This is a genomic window from Jutongia hominis (assembly GCF_014384965.1).
GTDB lineage: Bacteria > Bacillota > Clostridia > Lachnospirales > Lachnospiraceae > Butyribacter > Butyribacter hominis.
The window spans coordinates 257,801-276,105 of the sequence record NZ_JACRSW010000027.1 but is presented as its reverse complement, the minus strand read 5'-3'; the positions used below and the strand labels follow the sequence as shown (position 1 = coordinate 276,105).

The 18,305-nt window shown below is 39.3% G+C and carries 18 protein-coding genes; 1 reads left to right on the top strand and 17 read right to left on the bottom strand.

The genetic code is table 11. From position 1 onward, the window contains the following. Positions 1-12 precede the first annotated feature (12 nt). The 15 genes from H8700_RS06765 to H8700_RS06695 all read right to left on the bottom strand — a co-directional run bounded on the left by H8700_RS06765 (position 13) and on the right by H8700_RS06695 (position 14,531). Positions 13-1,731, bottom strand: a complete 1,719-nt coding sequence (locus tag H8700_RS06765) for a methyl-accepting chemotaxis protein (RefSeq protein WP_249304524.1) — start codon at positions 1,729-1,731, stop codon at positions 13-15. A 529-nt stretch (positions 1,732-2,260) separates the two neighbouring features. After that, positions 2,261-2,983 carry a FlxA-like family protein gene (locus H8700_RS06760; protein WP_249304521.1) on the bottom strand — a complete coding sequence of 241 codons (723 nt, stop codon included), beginning with the start codon at positions 2,981-2,983 and terminating at the stop codon, positions 2,261-2,263. Positions 2,984-3,132: 149 nt separating this feature from the next. Then, entirely contained in the window at positions 3,133-4,740 is a 1,608-nt protein-coding gene (locus tag H8700_RS06755) for a putative ABC transporter permease subunit (RefSeq protein ID WP_249304519.1), read from the bottom strand. Continuing rightward, positions 4,740-5,447 carry an ABC transporter ATP-binding protein gene (locus H8700_RS06750; RefSeq protein ID WP_249304517.1) on the bottom strand — a complete coding sequence of 236 codons (708 nt, stop codon included), beginning with the start codon at positions 5,445-5,447 and terminating at the stop codon, positions 4,740-4,742. The genes H8700_RS06755 and H8700_RS06750 overlap by 1 nt, the downstream gene beginning before the upstream one ends. 141 nt (positions 5,448-5,588) lie before the next feature. Continuing rightward, the gene (locus H8700_RS06745; RefSeq protein ID WP_022140533.1) at positions 5,589-5,822 is read right to left on the bottom strand and encodes a Lar family restriction alleviation protein; all 234 of its coding nucleotides are present in this window, start codon (positions 5,820-5,822) and stop codon (positions 5,589-5,591) included. A gap of 236 nt (positions 5,823-6,058) precedes the next feature. After that, the gene (locus H8700_RS06740) at positions 6,059-7,414 is read right to left on the bottom strand and encodes an MATE family efflux transporter (RefSeq protein ID WP_249304514.1); all 1,356 of its coding nucleotides are present in this window, start codon (positions 7,412-7,414) and stop codon (positions 6,059-6,061) included. Position 7,415: 1 nt separating this feature from the next. Then, positions 7,416-7,853: a MarR family winged helix-turn-helix transcriptional regulator gene (locus H8700_RS06735; RefSeq protein WP_022140531.1), complete on the bottom strand. Its 438-nt coding sequence runs from the start codon at positions 7,851-7,853 to the stop codon at positions 7,416-7,418. Positions 7,854-8,295: 442 nt separating this feature from the next. Continuing rightward, complete coding sequence (locus tag H8700_RS06730) at positions 8,296-9,495, bottom strand: pyridoxal-phosphate-dependent aminotransferase family protein (protein WP_249304512.1); 1,200 nt, start codon at positions 9,493-9,495, stop codon at positions 8,296-8,298. A 33-nt stretch (positions 9,496-9,528) separates the two neighbouring features. Continuing rightward, complete coding sequence (locus H8700_RS06725) at positions 9,529-10,092, bottom strand: ECF transporter S component (protein ID WP_249304510.1); 564 nt, start codon at positions 10,090-10,092, stop codon at positions 9,529-9,531. Positions 10,093-10,245: 153 nt separating this feature from the next. Continuing rightward, a complete protein-coding gene (locus tag H8700_RS06720; RefSeq protein WP_249304508.1) occupies positions 10,246-11,583 on the bottom strand; it encodes an MATE family efflux transporter in 1,338 nt (445 codons plus the stop codon). 207 nt (positions 11,584-11,790) lie between these two features. Next, a complete protein-coding gene (gene lexA, locus H8700_RS06715; protein ID WP_022142017.1) occupies positions 11,791-12,408 on the bottom strand; it encodes a transcriptional repressor LexA in 618 nt (205 codons plus the stop codon). 141 nt (positions 12,409-12,549) lie between these two features. Further along, positions 12,550-12,906 carry a ribosome silencing factor gene (gene rsfS, locus H8700_RS06710; protein WP_022142016.1) on the bottom strand — a complete coding sequence of 119 codons (357 nt, stop codon included), beginning with the start codon at positions 12,904-12,906 and terminating at the stop codon, positions 12,550-12,552. Positions 12,907-12,920: 14 nt separating this feature from the next. Then, entirely contained in the window at positions 12,921-13,505 is a 585-nt protein-coding gene (gene yqeK / locus H8700_RS06705) for a bis(5'-nucleosyl)-tetraphosphatase (symmetrical) YqeK (RefSeq protein WP_249304506.1), read from the bottom strand. A 17-nt stretch (positions 13,506-13,522) separates the two neighbouring features. After that, positions 13,523-14,128 carry a nicotinate-nucleotide adenylyltransferase gene (gene nadD, locus H8700_RS06700; protein WP_249304505.1) on the bottom strand — a complete coding sequence of 202 codons (606 nt, stop codon included), beginning with the start codon at positions 14,126-14,128 and terminating at the stop codon, positions 13,523-13,525. 88 nt (positions 14,129-14,216) lie between these two features. Then, positions 14,217-14,531 carry a YhbY family RNA-binding protein gene (locus H8700_RS06695; protein WP_022142013.1) on the bottom strand — a complete coding sequence of 105 codons (315 nt, stop codon included), beginning with the start codon at positions 14,529-14,531 and terminating at the stop codon, positions 14,217-14,219. A gap of 252 nt (positions 14,532-14,783) precedes the next feature. Between H8700_RS06695 and H8700_RS06690 the strand changes: the two genes are divergently transcribed. Beyond that, the gene (locus H8700_RS06690) at positions 14,784-16,013 is read left to right on the top strand and encodes a D-alanyl-D-alanine carboxypeptidase family protein (protein ID WP_249304503.1); all 1,230 of its coding nucleotides are present in this window, start codon (positions 14,784-14,786) and stop codon (positions 16,011-16,013) included. A gap of 6 nt (positions 16,014-16,019) precedes the next feature. On the opposite strand, the gene H8700_RS06685 is transcribed toward H8700_RS06690, so the two are convergent. Both H8700_RS06685 and H8700_RS06680 read right to left on the bottom strand, forming a co-directional pair. Further along, positions 16,020-17,063 (bottom strand): LCP family protein, encoded by a 1,044-nt coding sequence (locus H8700_RS06685; RefSeq protein WP_249304501.1) that lies wholly within the window; start codon positions 17,061-17,063, stop codon positions 16,020-16,022. A 126-nt stretch (positions 17,064-17,189) separates the two neighbouring features. Further along, entirely contained in the window at positions 17,190-18,269 is a 1,080-nt protein-coding gene (locus H8700_RS06680) for an LCP family protein (RefSeq protein WP_022142010.1), read from the bottom strand. Between the last annotated feature and the right edge of the window lie 36 nt (positions 18,270-18,305).

The following is an 18,305-nucleotide window of genomic DNA, read 5'->3' as shown; positions in this document are numbered from 1 at the left end:
TCCTGCCATTTTCTAGAATAGCTTAAAGATATTCACACGGTCATGCATCTTGGCTGCTCCCTCTGCCAGATTAATACTGATCGCAGTATTCTCTTCAGAGGCTGCAGCATTGCCCTGTACTACGCCGGACAGCTGTTCAATTCCCTGACCGATCTGCTCCAAAGACTCTGCCTGGGAGTTGGCTTTCTCCATGGTGTTCTCTGCAATCTCTGCAAAGGACTCCATATCTGCAATGATCTGATTGAATGATTCTGCTGTTGTTCTTGTAATCGTATTGCCCTTTTCGATTTCCACTAAGGTCTTATCGATCAAATCTCTTGTATTTACAACAGATTGTGCACTGTCTGCTGCCAGCTTGCCGATCTGATCTGCCACTACTGCAAAGCCTTTTCCTGCTTCTCCTGCTCTGGCAGCTTCAATGGAAGCATTCAGGGATAACAGGTTGGTCTGGGATGCAATATCCTCGATATCTGTGATAATATTACCGATCTCCTTGGAGATTTCTGTGATGTGCTCCATTTCCATCAGCAGATCGTTCATTTTTTCTTTTTCTTCGTTCGCTTTATTTGCAGAGGCTTTTACACGTGAAGATGCGCTCTGTGTTTCCTTCGCTGTATCTGCCGCCAGATCCACGACCGTATCAATGGTGGCATTCAATTCCTCGATGACTCCTGCCTGCTCTGTTGCACCGTCCGCCAGGGATTTTGATGCATTTTCCACCTCGGATGCATTCGATGATACCTGTTCTGCCAGATTGCTGATCTCGGTCAGAGTACTGTTAAACCGTTTCAGAATATACAGCAATGATACCTTCAATTCCGAGAAATCGCCTAGGAAATCTGTAATATCATCACCATTTCTGGTCAGGTCACCCTGCGCTATTGCCTTTACCTCCACAGAGATCTCGCTGACATAATCTGCCAGAATGCCCATGGCTTCTTTCAGATTCCTGATGGTATCGCCAAGCTCATCCTCTGACTCATAGGTAAGCATTTCAACATTAGACAGTTCACCCTTGCGCAGGCTGGCAACTGCTGCGTCTATCTGTTCTACCGGCTCTGTAATGGAATTGGTAATGATCTTGCCGATCAGTGTTGTCACTACAGCAATCGCAAGACCCGCTGCCACGATCACAACAAATATGATTATGGTGCATACATTTGCCATGGTCTTTGCCCAATCTAATTCTACCTGGAACTCATTACGCAGTGAAGTTAATTTCTCAGTAAAAGACGTATATTCTTTATACGCCTCTCCGATCATCAGCTTCGCTGCTTCCTGCTGCTTCCCCTCACGGCTCAACTGCAAAATTTCATCTGAAGCACTCCTGTATTCTTCCCATGCAGCGCTTGCCACTTCATAATCCTTCTGTCCTTTTTGGGCATCGCTGTCTGCAGATATGATTGCATCCAGATTCGCATCGTTATCCTTGATCTGACTCTCCAGCTTCTGAATTTCTTTTTCGCAGGAGTTCATGATTGCTGCATCCGATTCTACCAAATGCTGATACTGTTTGATTCTGTATTTCGCAGTCATTGTCTCTAAATTCTGCAGATATTCCAATGACGGAGACCAGACCTCCGTGATCTTCTCTATATTTGAACGGATCACTAATGTCGAGATCAGTGCCACCAACACTAAAAAAGCCGTCATAACAAGCACTGTCAGTCGATATACTTTTAATTTTCCTGCAACCTTTAAGTTAACTATACGCTTTTTGATCTTTTCCATGATAGTTTTCCCTTCCTTTGTAAATTCATATTTATTTATCCATAAACAGATATAATATAGCATACTTTATCGAAAAATTCTATTAAAAAACTATTAAAGTTTTTTCCACTAAATATTAGTGGTTCTATTGCTAGAAACCGGTGAAAATTAATCTAAATTCTGTCTCCTGGATGAACACTTTTCACAATGCTGATTTTTATTCTATTTTTAGTTTATTGACGTGAACCTAAATTACGCTTCTTGCATAGTTGTTTATTTTCATACATATCGGAATCTGCCTTATCCAGTAACATCTGCAGCGTGTAGGTTCCTTCATCAGTTGATTCAAATGTTCAGAACAATGCTTTCAGATAACACTGAACTTTCAGACGAAAAAATCAATGAATTGGCGAATGCATTTATGGATGCACTTCCTACTATGATGAAAATACGACTGCAGGCTACATAAAGGCTGAACATTGACAACTGAATAACTGCCAGATATTGAATTTTCAAGGTACATAGCTAAAATTTATGTGCGAGGTTTGAGTTATAAATACAAATCTACTCTCGGCTGTATGCTTTGCATCGCCTCATTCGATTGTTTGTCTTGCTCTTTCAACTTATCAGGATCATTGGCATCGTTTGGATCATCTGCCTTAGAAACACCTGTCTGTTCTTCTTTTGCTGCTTTCTGCATACTGTCAACAGCTTCTGACAATGTCTTTTGCTGCATCGTGGCTGCCTGCTGCTCTTTCTGTGAAAGACTTTCTATCGCAGCTTCTTTTTTCTCTGTGCTGCCACCTCTTGCAGCATCCATTTTAGCCTCCTGTACTAAAACATCCTTTTTACCTTTTAATGACGTTGCAACACTTTTTTGTGCATCCGACTGTTTGACAGAGTTATCCGCACTGATCATTGCTTTCATGCTGTTTTGTGATAAACCGGCTGTTTCCGTATTCGGATCATCCTGTCTTTTTGCAACCATATCATCGATTGAGCTGCCCTGCTGGTGCTGCTCTCTTCGTACTTCAATCTGATGCTGTCTTAATTGTTGTTGCAATGATGCGATCTCTTTTTGAATTTCCTGTCTCTTCTTCATTTTATCTTCCATAGAAAGATCTCCATTTGAAGAAATCTCCTGTAACTTCTGCTGATCCAGTGCAATCTGTCTTTGTAAATCTTTCGTATATGCATCCGTTTGTGTATTATCATTCTGACCGATGCTTCCGGCCTGTCCGGCACCGATTCCATTGCTTCCGTTTATTCTCATAAGCTCTCTCCTTCCCTATCCGGTTATATTATGATCCGGAACGTTTTCTTACCAATCTGCCATACCGGAATATTATATCGGTATATTGCAAATCTATCTATCATAAATATCGGCAATCCATAAGAATTCTTTACGAAAACGCAATTGCTTTAAGCATTTGTCAACGTTTCGAAAATATTACTGCCCTTTTTACAAAGCCATTTCAAAAGCAAAATGCAAAGCACAGCAAGTACAACATCTAATCCAGCTAAAAAAGAAAGTGCCTTCACTTCAAAATATTTATAGAGTAAATAATAGATAAAACAAAATGCTGCAACAATGATCCATCCGCCAAATAATGCTGCCGTAACACTCATTGACTGTTTGACCGGTACCGTCTCATTCGTCCATTTCAGATTTGGTGCTTTTAAGTTACAAGTCAACCCAAAAGCTGCCATCATAATAATAAACAAAACTACCGTTAATGGGAGCAGAACAACAAAAACTGCTGCAGGCTTTAAGATCCATTCCACACAAATAATAAGAAATGTCGTTGGAATCAGGTTGAATATGATTTGCAAGCCAAGCTTTGCCTTTAAGACCTGCCAGCCTGATACCGGAAGCACCTGTAAGATCCAGATGTTTTTTCCTTCCAGAGAAACAGACGGAGCTGCCATATCGTTCATTGTTGTGATCATACAGATTGCTGCTGTTGCGACCAGAGCAATCCGGTCCTCATATCCAATAAACATCATAAGAAGCGAATCGACTGTTCCCTTTTTTACAAGCAACATTACAGCCGCAAAAAGAATAAATACGATTCCCAATCCGCAATTCAACATATAGATCGGACTTTGCGTAAAACGAAAAACTTCTTTTCGCAGCAACGCCCGTGGAATAGAAGCTGTATGTGCTTTCTTTTCCACATAAACTGCCTTTTTATTTCCTTTGTTTGCAATGGATAATGCCAAAAAGCTTTTTTGTAATATAAAATAAATAACAGCAAATAATACAAGCACTGCAAATGCAAAGAAAAGAAACGCATTCCATTTCCCTTCTGCCGCAAGTCCCATCTGGTATAAAGGATATGCGATTCCTTTCACTTTATCTGCCATCCCTGCCGGATCAAGAAGTAATGTCTGCATCATGTTTCCTGCACTGCCGCATACATAATAGTAGGCAGCAAAGAAAGCCAATGAGATCAAAACAGTAATGATCTTCTGGTTCTTTAATTTACTGCTGACGAAAGCAACGATCCATCCTAAAACACAGGATAATGTCAAAATAAAAACAGAAAGCAGCAATATGATCAGAATGCAGCAGATAACGACAGAAACATCAGGTGACACATGCATAAAATAAACGATCATAGCAGGTACCATAACCAAAAGTTCATACATAAGTCCCATTGCATAGACTCCAAAAAGACGTGCGATCAATATACTTCGTGTCGGAAGAGGCAGTGAAAGCAGCAGATCATTATCTTTTGCCTGATAAAGACTTGCAAATGTATTAAAAACACTGCCAAACACACCAAGTGACATTCCGACAATTCCCATCAATGCAATATAAAGCCATCCAAAACCGTCCTCAACCAACGGACCACATAAAGAAGCTGCCATATTATAAAAAATAACTGCCAGAAAACCAAACAGAAAAACATAGAAGAAAACATACAATAGCAGCCCCTTTTTATCTCTGTTCTTTCCGGTCTTTTTGTCCTGATAGATCCAGGAGAATACTTCCATCAATTGTTTTTTGATCAATATTTTTGTCATTATTTCTCCTCCATCTCCAAAAAGACTTCTTCTAAGGAAGCATCTCCTTTTACTTCTTCCATTGTACCGGAACAAATCAGCCTGCCTTCTTTGATGATCGCTACTTTATCACAAAGCTTTTCTGCGACTTCCAAAACATGTGTTGAAAAAAAGATTGCAGTTCCGGTGGCACAAAGCTCATGCATAGTCTCTTTTAATAAATGAGAAGCTTTGGGATCCAGTCCGACAAAGGGTTCATCCATAATGATCAGCTTTGGTTCATGTATCAAAGCTGAAATGATTGCTAACTTCTGCTTCATTCCATGCGAGTACGCTGAAATCGGCTGTGCGAGATCCTGCGTCAGTTCAAACATATCTGCATATTTGTGAATTCTTTCCTGACGATCATTCGCATTCACTCCAAAAATATCGGCAATAAAATTCAAATAACGGATTCCTGTCATAAAGTCATACAAGTCCGGATTATCAGGAATATAAGCTAATTTTTTCTTACATTCTAAAGGATTTTCTTTGACAGATATGCCGTCAATCTGTATATTTCCCTCTTCAAAATTCAAAATGCCGCAGCAGGCTTTGATCGTTGTTGTCTTTCCTGCTCCATTATGACCGATAAAACCATAAATCTCACCCGGTCGAATATGTAGTGACAGATCGTCTACTGCTCTTTTCTCTCCATAAATTTTTGTTAACCGTTCAATTTTTAACATAATCCCCTCCATAATTGTTACAGATTGCAATTGTCAGGCTGATTGAGTACATCCGTCAGCCGGTTTGGCACCGCCACGGACGACAGATCGTCATGATCTTCTATATCATCCAGCTATTGATATAGTGACTTTTCGCAAATATCATTCTCCCGGACTGCTAGAAATCACTTTGCCGGTATTCCAAAGCATGATCGTTCTTTTTGCTGCATCCAGTCTTTCTTCTTCGGAACGGAAATCAATTGTCACGGAATGACAGCCGCATTCGAGGCACATGACATAATAACCGCATCCACACTCTTCTTCTAACAAAGCACCGCCATCACATAATGGACAATCATTAATTTCTAACTGTTCAATCTGTTCTTTACTATTCATTCTATAACCTCTTTCTGTCATTGACTGACATCACATTTTTTATCATACTTTAAATACTGCTGTTGTCTGCCAATACCATTATTTTTTCTTTGTTTTCACTATGCCCTTCGTCTGTCCGACTGTTTTTAATAGTATCATAAATTTACTTTCCATGCAAAAAAGCCATTTGGAATTTCATCCAAATAGCTTATGTATACCCGATAAGATAAATGCGATCATAATGTAATTTGCAATTTTTATGCCTGCTCCATCTGACGAGTCTGCTTTTTGAAGAACACAAAATAGAACATCACATTTAAGAGAATGCCACAGCAGGTTGCGATCGGTGCTGCCAATGCTATCTTAGTAAGACTGGCATTAGGCTGTATACTCATAACATAGGCAAGCGGCAGACGTACCAGCAATGTCTGGATCAATCCCTGTGTCATAACCCATACTGTCTTTTCATAACCATTAAAGAATCCGACCATGCTAAACATGATCGCTGTAACAATCGTTTCAGGTGCAAAACCTATTAAATAATCTGCTCCTTTTTGAATAACGGCTGTATCTGTTGTAAAAACAGAAGTTAAAATATCACCAAAGTTCCATACACAGGAAAATACGATTACACCAACAACCAATCCAACACCCATTCCCGTAAGCATGGACTGTTTTGCTCTTTTGTGCTTTCCGGCACCGACATTTTGTGATACAAATGATGCCATGGATTGCATCAATGCACTTGGCACAAGCATGGCAAAACTTACGATCTTACAAGCCACGCCATATCCCGAAGATGCCTCTAAACCAAGCTTATTGATAAATGCACACAATGCCAGGAAAGACATCTGTGTTAAAAATTCCTGAAGTGCTAAAGGCAGACCTACTTTAATAAAACGCTTGCATTGTTTGTTGATCCTAAAATCCTGTTTTTGGATCTTAAAATCGTATTTCTTTCTTTTCAATATAATAATGGCAAGTACCACACTGACAGCCTGTGCCATAACCGTTGCAATTGCTGCTCCGGCTGCATCAAGCTGAAAACCTGCCACAAAGATTAGATCACCGATAATATTTACCGCACAGGCAACCGCCACAAAGATTAATGGTGATTTACTATCACCAAATCCCCTAAAGATTGCAGCTAATACATTATATGCAACAATAAAAAAGATACCGCCTCCACATATTCTGACATAGACAGAAGTGAGCGTAAGTGCTTCTTTAGGTGCCTGCATCAAAACGGCTAACGGCTTTGCAAACGAAATCATCACGACAAAAAGTACCAGACAGATGATCGTAAAAACCGTAATTGCTCCACCAAGTAGTTCACCGATCTGTCCAAAGCTTTTTTCTCCAATATATCTTGCGATCAAGACCGTAATACCCATTGCAAACTGTATGATCACAAAAGTAACCAGATTTAATATCTGACTGCCTGTCGATACGGCTGATAATCCGGCTGTCGTTCCAAATCGGCCTACCACCAGCAGATCGACTGCGCCGTATGCTGCCTGCAAGATCAACGCACCCAGAATAGGCATCATAAATGGAATTAATTTTCCTAAAATACTTCCCTGTGTAAAATCTGTTTTATCTTTCCGGTTCATTTTACTGTCTCCTCCTCATTACTTCATATAATTTTTCTATCGTTTTGATCATGATATCTGCATCCCGATCGGATATCTCATCAAGCTGTGCGCTCAATCCGCCAAAATACCGATCAACATATTCATCGACTAAATCTCTTCCTGCTGCGGTAATTTTAATCTCAACCACTCTCCGATCGTTTTCTACCGCTTTCTTTTCCACAAAACCAAGGCTTTCCATATCTTTTATCGTTTTAGTAACACTCGGTCTTGGCAGACCTAACTCATCACTAATATCGCTGACTTTGATATGATCTGTTTTTAATTCCAGCTTCCGTATCGTATCCAGATAATGAATATGCGATGGTGTCACACCATTTGGTAATTTAGGAAGCAGATCTCTTGCACGCTTTGCAAGATAACAGGCATCCATTACTTTTTTTATCTTATCTCTGGTCATATGCCAATACTCCATTTCTTTTTAATGTACTCTCGGAATTTTCTAAACGAAATATTTCGAGATGGATTTTTGTTATACAATGACATTTTTGCAGTGCGTACACGGTGTGTACGACGAGAAAATGGAAGCAGTATATCGAAAATCCAGCCGAAAGGGTTCGTTTGAAGAAGATACCGAGAGTACATTTTATTCGCCAAAAGTAATTATCGCATATAGTTACATCATGTAATTACTTTGTATAATAAACATATCTGTTTTCTTTTTGATTGTCAATAATTTTTTGAAAATTTACAAAAAGAATTTGGTAACCGGTCACCTGAAAGAAAATGTCTCTCTACCCTTTATGCAAAAACAAAAATGCTAACCGGCTCTGTCTTTCACCAATCAGCATTTTCATTCATTTCTGTATTCTATTTCATTGCTTTATACGATTTTAAAAATCCTATTCCATTTCCTCGATACAACGCACAAATGCTTCTCCCATGTCTTCTTTCACTGAGATATCATGTGCCTGAAGTACCTGCGTCAATGCAGACAATGTGTTCTTTACATCTGTAACATTTGCATTATTGCCCATATGACCGATACGCATCAGCTTTCCTTTCAGATCACCTAAGCTTCCTGAAATGATGATATGATGCTTCTCTAACATTTCATCCATGATCTGCTTGTCGGTCAATCCATCCGGCACATAAAATGCCGTTACCGTGGAAGCATAACCGTCTTCCAGATACAGCTTCACTCCTGCCTCCGATAATGTCTGGCGGACTGCTTTTGCGATCACTTTATGACGCCAAAAACGGTTTGTGTCACGTTCCACGTCTTCTAAAGCAGCACGAAGTCCATAGATATCACTGATCGGCTGTGTATAAGGGAAATGCATATCTTCGTAATATGTTTCAAATGTCAGTAAATTTGCATAAAAAGATGCAATCGGTGTCTTTCTTTCGTGCATTGCTTTTCTTGCTGTCTCACTTACTGCAACCATCGTCAGTCCCGGAGGTGCTGACAGTGCTTTTTGTGAGCCACCGCAGCAGATATCAATCTGTGCTTTATCAATGGATAATTCATCACCAAACATTCCGGTTACAGAATCAACGACCGTCATAATGCCATAAGACTTTAAAAGCGGGCAAAGTGTCTCTACCGGATTTAAAATTCCACTCGGTGTATCACTATGAACCAATGTAGCATATTTAAAATCATGATCTTTCTCTAAATATACCTTCAACTCTTTTGCATCGATCGGTCTGTGATAATCAAAGCTTACTACAACTGCTTCTCCCTGATATAATTCGATAAAATCAGCAAAGCCTTTTCCATAGACACCATTATCAAGTACCAGCACACGGTCTCCCTTTTCTGTCATGGAAGCACATGCTGCTTCTAATCCAAGGATTCCTTCTCCATTCATAATATAAAATGTACTTTTGGTGTCTAATATCTGTGCCATCTTTTCACAGGTTTCTTTATAAAAATCAAAAAATCTTTTATCTACAATAGGACTGCTGACATTGTAGGAACGCACTTTTCGTACATTTGGTGCTACCTGTGTCGGTCCCGGTGACATTAATGTAAGATCCTTGATATCCCACTCCGGGTATTCTTTTTTCTCACCTAAAGCTAATTTTTCTAATTCCATGTTTCCAGCCTCTTTTCCTTTGTCTGCTCTTTTTTAATTCTTTGTTGCACGCATTGCTTTCTGAATCGCTACTGTAATCGGGATTGCAATAATACCGGCTACTACAATCTGTACAATATTTCCCGGAATAGATGCTGCCGGTGCGAGAAGTTTGCCATAAATGATCACTTCTGCAATATAATATCCGACAACTTTGATCACAACAGCAGCCACAACGGCAGCTATCTGGAAAGAAATGCCTCTTGTCTCATATTTTCCTTTTGTGATCAGGCCATATGTAAATCCGATCAATCCACAGATTACAAATGTAAACGGTGCCCATGCAACCCATCCGTTTAACAGGTCAAATAATCCAAGACCAAATGCACCGGTAACCGCTCCTTCTTTTTTACCAAAAACAGCAGCCGCTACGAAAACAGGTACATTTCCGAGATGAACCAGTCCGCCATTTGCTGCCAGGAACGGAATGCGGACATTGATATATGTTGTTACTACAAAAGTCATTGCTACAAATACTGCCATGATCACTAATCTTTGTACAGAAATCGCAGCACCTTCTGTTGTTGTCTGCTTATCATTTGTCATTGTCTTATTCATAATCTTCCTCTTTTCCGAGATGTTTACCTATACAGACAGATACAAAATCTTTGCCTTCATATAAGAAATCCTCTCTATGTTCTCTTTATTCTTAATGACTATAAGACAATTCTGATATTTTTAAAATAACCAGTTTTCATAAAATATACATGGTCAGTTTGTCTGATTTCCTTTCAGAACCGGATTATTCGCAATTCGTATCAGCAAAGGAATGACCATGATCACCCAGGAGATCGGTTCTGACCAGATGATCGCCCAATATCCAAGATAAGGTGTTAAAAAGACAGCTACAAGCACCTTGCACAAAAGTTCTAGTGAGCTTGATATCACCGGAGTGATCGAATCACCGATTCCTTGCATGGCATTTCGCAAAATGCATATCACAGCCGGAATGAAATATAGGATCGTGTTCATACGCAGATATAACGATGCAGTAGCAATGACTTTTACCTGCGTTGTATCCGTGATCAGATGTACCAGAACAGGTGCCACCGTGTAAGCAAGTATGATCATACCGGCACACCATGCCCAGGTGATCCAGATAACCTGCCATAAACCTTTCTTTATCCTGTCATTCTTTCCGGCTCCAAGATTCTGTCCGCAAAATGTTGCCATGGTTGTTCCAAAGACAGAGAAAGGAAGCATAAATACTTCTGTGATCTTTCTTGCCGCTGTATGTGCCACAATATAATTCGTATCCTGTAAAGAATTGATTGCTCCCTGAAGTGCTACCGAACCAATATTGATCAATGAATTCATAAATCCCATCGAGAAACCGATCGACAACATTTCTTTTACCATATCGCGCTTCAGATGGCAGTCCTTCTTTCCAAAAAGCAAAATATCGTATCTCTTTCGCATATAGATAAAACAGCAGGCAAAAGAGCCATATTGTGATAAGATCGTAGCCCATGCCGCTCCTGCTACTCCAAGATGAAAAACACAGACAAATAACAGATCCAGTCCGATATTTACAAACGTTGATGCGATCAGAAACAAAAGCGGTGTCAAAGAATCTCCAATCGCACGGAATAAACCGGCACAGACATTATAAAGCATTGCACCAGTCATACCAAACAGAATGATCCGAAAATATTCTACGGAAAGATCTAACAGATTCTTTGGTGTTTGTAATCCAACTAATATAAATCTAAGAAGACTCACACTCACAATTGTAAAAATGAATGCCATTCCGATGCCAAGTATAAAGGTAGCTGCAACTGCTCTTTTTAAGTTATCATGATCTTTAGCACCAAAATAACGTGCCACAATGATCGCAAAGCCATTTGTCATTCCGAGCAAGAATCCAATGATCATATTATTCAGAGAACTTGTAGCACCAACTGCCGCCAAAGCTTCTTCTCCTAAAAAGCTCCCCACGATCCTGGTATCTGCCAGACTGTAAAAAAGCTGAAAAATATTACCAACTGCAATAGGCACAGCAAAGCCAAGTAACAAAGGTAATATCTTTCCTTTTGTTAAATCTTTCACTTTTGTACTCCTGTTCTTCTTAATATTACATTAAGCCTTTTCTATCATATTGTTAAATTTTGCATTGCATCCTTTTTATCCGTTATCAAAACATCCTTTTTCCATACATACCCGGTATCATCGCCGGCAAAAAGAACAAAAAGAAAGAAAATGCCTGCTAAGCAGTCGCTTTCTTTCTTTTTCTATAAGTATTTAATTAAAATCGGATTAGCGGTATGTACGAAATAATCCAACTACTTTTCCAAGGATTTCAACCTGATCGACTATGATCGGATCTAATGTATCATTCTCAGGCTGTAAACGGTAATGTCCGTCTTCTTTGTAAAAAGTCTTTACCGTAGCACTGTCTTCAACTAAAGCTACCACAACTTCTCCGTTTGATGCAGTATGCTGTTCTTTTACTAAGATACGGTCACCATCAAAAATGCCGATATTGATCATGCTGTCGCCACGGACATTTAACATAAATGCGTTGCCAGCCGGCATATCTTCCGGCAGGATCGGGAAATATCCTTCAATGTTCTGCTCTGCATAAATCGGTTCACCTGCTGCAATCTGTCCGATCACAGGTACATTAATGATCTCCCGGCGTACCAGATTGAAGTCATCATCTATAATCTCGATTGCACGCGGTTTGGTCGGATCACGGCGGATATACCCTTTCTTTTCAAGCGTTTCTAAATGGGCATGCACAGATGAAGTTGACTTTAAATGTACCGCTTTACAGATCTCACGAACAGCCGGCGGGTAGCCTTTGCTTAATATCTCATCTTTAATATATTGTAAGATTTCCTGCTGCTTAGCAGAAATTTTTTGATTTGGCATACGAATCCTCATTTCTTTTTAAACTGTTGTTTATTATACATTTTTATAAGCATATCACATGAACACATATTTGTCAAACAAACGTTCGTCAAATATTTCATACCTTTTTCTTCCGTTTATGCATCTTATCGCATCGGATTTTTATTCCTCTAATGCAGCAGGATCGATCTGTCTTCCATCGCTCCAGATTCGTTCCAGATCATAGAAAAGTCTGTCATCCTGATGAAATACATGAACAACGACATCGCCATAATCCATTAAAACCCAGCTGCTGCTCTTATTACCTTCCAATCTTTTTAATGAAAATCCGGCTTTTCCCATCTTTTCCTGCACATTATCAACCATTGCCTGAATCTGTGGTGTACTCATTCCACTTGCAAGGACAAAATAATCTGCCATGACAGAAATTGATGAAATGTCGATCACACAGATATCTTCTCCTTTCTTTTCATCTAATGCCAGATATGCTGTCTTTGCCATTACTTTTTGTTCGTTCATTGATTGTCTCCTTTTTATCTTGCTTTGATCACTGCTTTATAATATTCATATGCCTGCATCGAATTGGTATCGATCTTATCTTCGTCCTGCGTTTCTTTCAGATAGGCAATTGTATTTTTTAAGATCAGATACATTGCCAGATCCAGATCCTCAAAAGCCGCTTTCCGGATCTGTTCCATACCCGGAAGCATTTTACGGTTTGGTTCGATATAATCTGCTATAAAGATAATCTTTTCTAATGTATTCATTTCCGGTTTTCCGGTCGTATGCCACCGAATTGCTTCAACAATATCCCGATCATCAACACCATACTTCCGGCGAGCATAACAGGCACCCAGCTTAGCATGCAACAATGATGGTTGTCTTTTTTCTGCATCACTGATGGTAATCCGGTTCTTTCCACATTCTTTTTGCATCTCACCGTCTGACATATATTTTGCACAATCATGCAGCAGTCCTGCATAACCGGCTTTTTTGATATCTTCCCCAAAGCACATTGCCATTGCCTGCGCAGTGTAACGAACGCCCAAAGTATGCTGGTAGCGTTTCTTTTTTAATATCTTTTCTAACTCTTCCTGTATATTGATCATTTCATCCATTTTGTACACTTCCTACTCTATTGATAATAATGATTTTTCTGAATATATTGCCAGACTTTGTCCGGAAGCATTGCTTCAACGCTCTCACCCGCTTTTAACTTTCTTCGAATCTCACTTGAACTGATTGCAAACTGTTTCATCGAAAGTATATGGAATTGTCCATGATATTGTCTGGTCAATTTTCTTGCCTGCTCTTGCATCTTTTGTACATCGACACCATCTCTGCTGACAGTAAGGATCACTGCATCTTTTGCAATTACTTCCGGATGATACCAGTTAGAAAAGCTAAAGAATGAATCCGCTCCCATAATAAAATACCATGAAACATCAGGGTACTCTTTCCGTAAAAGTTCTAATGTTTCTGCTGTATATGTTGTCCCATTCCGCTTTAATTCAAAATCCGAAAAACAAAAACGTTCTTCTTCTTTTATCGCAAGCCGGACCATATCGGACCGGATCTTTTCTGACAGAATCGTCTGCCGGTCTTTGTGAGGCGGATTTTTACTCGGCATAAACCAGACTTCATCAAGTTCTTTTTGTTCCATGGCAACGGATGCCATCTGAAGATGTGCCAGATGGATTGGATTAAATGTTCCACCCATAATTCCAATCTTTTTTTTCATAATGTCCTCATTTTTAAGTTATCTTTCTTAAAATGGAATCAAAAAACAAAGCTAATACTTTCACTCTGAAAATTGTTTTATTCCTCAGCTATTTTCTCTTTTTCTTAGCTTTTTCCATGCGCTTTTTCTTTTCTTCCTTTTCAATATTCTTCTTATACAGTACAATCTTTTTACCGATCACCTGTACCACTTCCGAACCGGTACGCTCAGCGATCAGATTGGCAAGTTCTTTTGGATCATCCGCACAATTTTTTAATACACTCACCTTGATCAGTTCTCTTGCATCTAATGCATCTCTGACAGCGTCAGTAAGCTGTGGTGTTAAACTTGCTTTTCCTATCTGGAAAATACTGTCTAATACCATTGCCTGTGATTTTAATTCTGCTCTTTCTTTACTTGTCATATATTACTAATCCTCTCTATTCCTTTTTATCTTATCAATTCGTATCAGGCGAATGAATGCCTTAGCTTATGATTTTACCATAGGATCGCCTAAAAATCAATTTTTACCGCTTCATAGTGATATAGTCTGATATAGCGTATTCAATTAATCTCCCTTTCCGAATAAATCTTTGCATATTGCCTGTGCATTTTTCATATATATCAATAAGTTTTCCCCTATTGTGTGCTGACAGGTACAGAAATGGAGTTCCTCATGAAATTTATCATAAAACGTTTTACAATGTTTCTTCTTCTCTTATCTCTTATCATCACCCAAATCTCTGTAGTAACTGCAACAGGTCTTTCTTCCCAGACTGCTTCTACACCAAAAGAAGGAACCGATGATCCTCTTGCAATCACCGCAAAGGCTGCGGTCCTGATCGAAAATAACAGCGGACGCATTCTATATCAAAAAAACAAAGACAAAGAACTAATCCCGGCAAGTATTACTAAGATTATGACTCTTTTATTGATCTTTGATGCGATCGACCAGAAAAAGATCTCTTTAAATGATTCCGTCAGCGTCAGTGAATATGCTTCTAAAATGGGTGGTTCACAAGTCTTTTTAGAACCCGGGGAGACACAGACGGTACAGACAATGATCAAGTGCATCAGTATCGCCAGTGCCAATGATGCAGCTGTTGCCATGGCAGAACGCATCGGTGGTTCTGAACAGGCTTTTGTAAAAATGATGAATACAAAAGCCAAACAGCTTGGAATGAAGCATACACATTTTAAAAATTGCAACGGACTGGATGATACGATCGAAAGCGGACATTACAGCAGTGCTTATGATGTCGCTTTGATGTCAAGGGAACTTGTCACGAAGCATCCTGAGATTTCAAACTATTCCACTATCTGGATGGATGAGATCACACATAAAACAAGACTTGGTGAAACAAAGTTCGGACTGACAAACACCAATAAACTGATCCGTACTTATCAGGGCATCACAGGCTTAAAAACCGGCTCTACTTCAAAAGCAAAGTATTGTCTGAGTGCAACTGCAAAAAGAAACGGAATCAGTCTGACTGCTGTCGTCATGGCTGCTCCCGATCATAAGATCCGCTTTGCCCAGGCCGCAAATTTACTCGACTATGGTTTTGCAAATTGCAAAGCATATCATGAAAAGCAGGATGCAATTCCTTTAAAAAAGCAAAAAACAGCACATTCTATTGCCGGGGAAGTTCTTCCACGCATTGAAAAAAACTTTACTTATACGATCACCCAAAATGAAAACCCTAAAGATATCAAAAGAAGCATCCAATACAAGAAAAACTTACAGGCACCGATCAAAGAAGGAGATGTGATTGGCAAAATCACTTATACTTTAAACGAAGAAACGATCGGTACTCTACCGATCGTTTCTGCCCAGACTATTAAAAAAGCTTCCTGCATGGATTATATCCGACATGTATTCGGCAAATTTCTTTTTCAAGCCTGATATATGCTATTTTTCTTTGTTTTCAAACGTACCATACTTAAAGTTATCTTTTCCATCGTACTTAAAGATAAACTTATTCAATGCTTCTGCATTTGCAGAGGATGATAACGATGTACTACCTGCATCGTGCATAACAAGACACGAACCAACCTTAAATTCCCCACTCGCAGATCCACGATAATAGCCATTGATCGGAATCTGAAGCTGATGGATCTTCGTTGTACCCATTGTTACAACATCCTTACCATACTCAATGATCTTATCATTCGAAAGGTCTGTCGTTACATTCTTCAAAAGTTTATTTGCAAGTTTTAACCAATCTGACATTGGTAAGGATTTAACTTTGTCAAAAACTGCATTGATCACAGTTCGCTGTCTCCAGGTACGTCCATAATCATCACGAAGTCCATTGATCGTGGTACCCTGCTTACGGATACGACAATATCCTAATGCCTGACTTCCGTTTAATGTCTGCTTTCCGACTTTAACATCACGATACTTTTTGTTACGGATATAGTTAGTAGAATTCAGATACGATACTTCTGATTCCGTTAATTCCACTTCTACACCACCGACTGCATCAACAATATCCTGAAATGCCTTAAAACCGATCTCTACATAACCATCTAATTCAATATTAAAGTTCTTTGCAATCGTTTTATATAACAATTCAATACCACCAAACGAATTAGCTGCATTTAATTTATTATAACCATGTCCCGGAATTTCAACATACAGATCTCGCATCAAAGAAGTTGTCTTTAACACATTGTGTTTCATATCTACCGTCGCAATGATCATTGTGTCTGTCAGACCGGAAGCATTATAATTGGTTTCTTTACGGTAATCATTACCAATGACCAAAATATTGATCACATCATTATCTGAATTAACATGAATTCCTTCCAGATCTACATTCTCCAATACCGTGTCATAATCTCTGTTTACATTACTCATGGTACTGTTAAAGGTCACCTGTGCTTTAGCAGCAAAAAAACCGACAACACCACTTGCTACAAGCAAAACACCCATAACAATTTTTTTCCACATAATTTCTATTCCTCATTTCCGAGCGATCCTTTTTAGGACTCTGAAAAGAATCCCGCATTCTCATATCTTCCTGCTATACTCTTTGCGTTCGCTCTGCTACAAACAGTATAGGATTTCTAATTACATTTACCTGCTTGAAGAGGAAGAAGATGATTTGTACTTAAATTCTCCCTTTCCGTTATACTGGAACACAAACTGCTTAATCGCTGCTGCATTTGCTGACGTATCATAAGCAGAAGACACACCATTCGTCGGAACCAGACTCCATCCATCACTGTTTGGAAATTCTGCCTGATGTCCATCACGATAATATCCATTCATTGGAATTTGCAGCTGGCATACATCTGTTGTTCCCATCATGGCAACGTCCTTAATATATCCTAAAATTGTATCATTATCAAGGTCTGTTTTAACATTATCGAAAACTTTATTTGCGACAGCGATCAATTCTGACAAGGAAAGTGTTTTCATTTTCTTAAAAATTGCACTCATCAATGTTCTCTGTCTCCAAGTACGCCCATAATCATCTGTCAGACCGTTTGCCGTTTTAACCGGCACACCAAGACGGTTCTTGTCCGAACGGATACGGACATAACCCAGTGCCTGTGCACCATTCAATGTCTGTTTACCTACTTTTAATTTTTTTCGGTTTTTTGCTCCATGCACATAGTTCGTATCTTTCAGATAGTTTGTCTCAGACTCTGTCAGCTCTGCTTCCACACCGCCGATCTTGTCTACAACCTGCTGAAATGCTTTGAATCCAACCATCGCATAGCCATCTAACTTGATATTAAAGTTTTTTGCGATCGTCTTGTACATATTTTTCACGCCACCACGGGCATATGCTGCATTCAGCTTCATGTCCTCATTATTACTTGCAATACGTACCAAGGTATCTCTCATTAATGAGGTAAGCTTGATCGTATTGTGCTTCTTATCTAATGTGGCGATCATCATAACATCTGTCAGCCCGCCAAAATCTTTTCCATTTTCCTTTCGCAGATCGTAACCGATCAACAAAATATTAACAATCTTATCATCTGAATTGACATGAATGCCATCCAGATTCACATCTTTTAATACATTATCTTTATCTCTGGTAATATGATTCAGAGAAGTGTTCATTGTACTTTGCACTTTCGCTACACCGAATCCGGCTGCAATACTGATAACAAGTGCAACACCAAACACTATTTTTTTCCACATATACTTCCTCCCAATCACTCCTACTGCGTTTTTGTA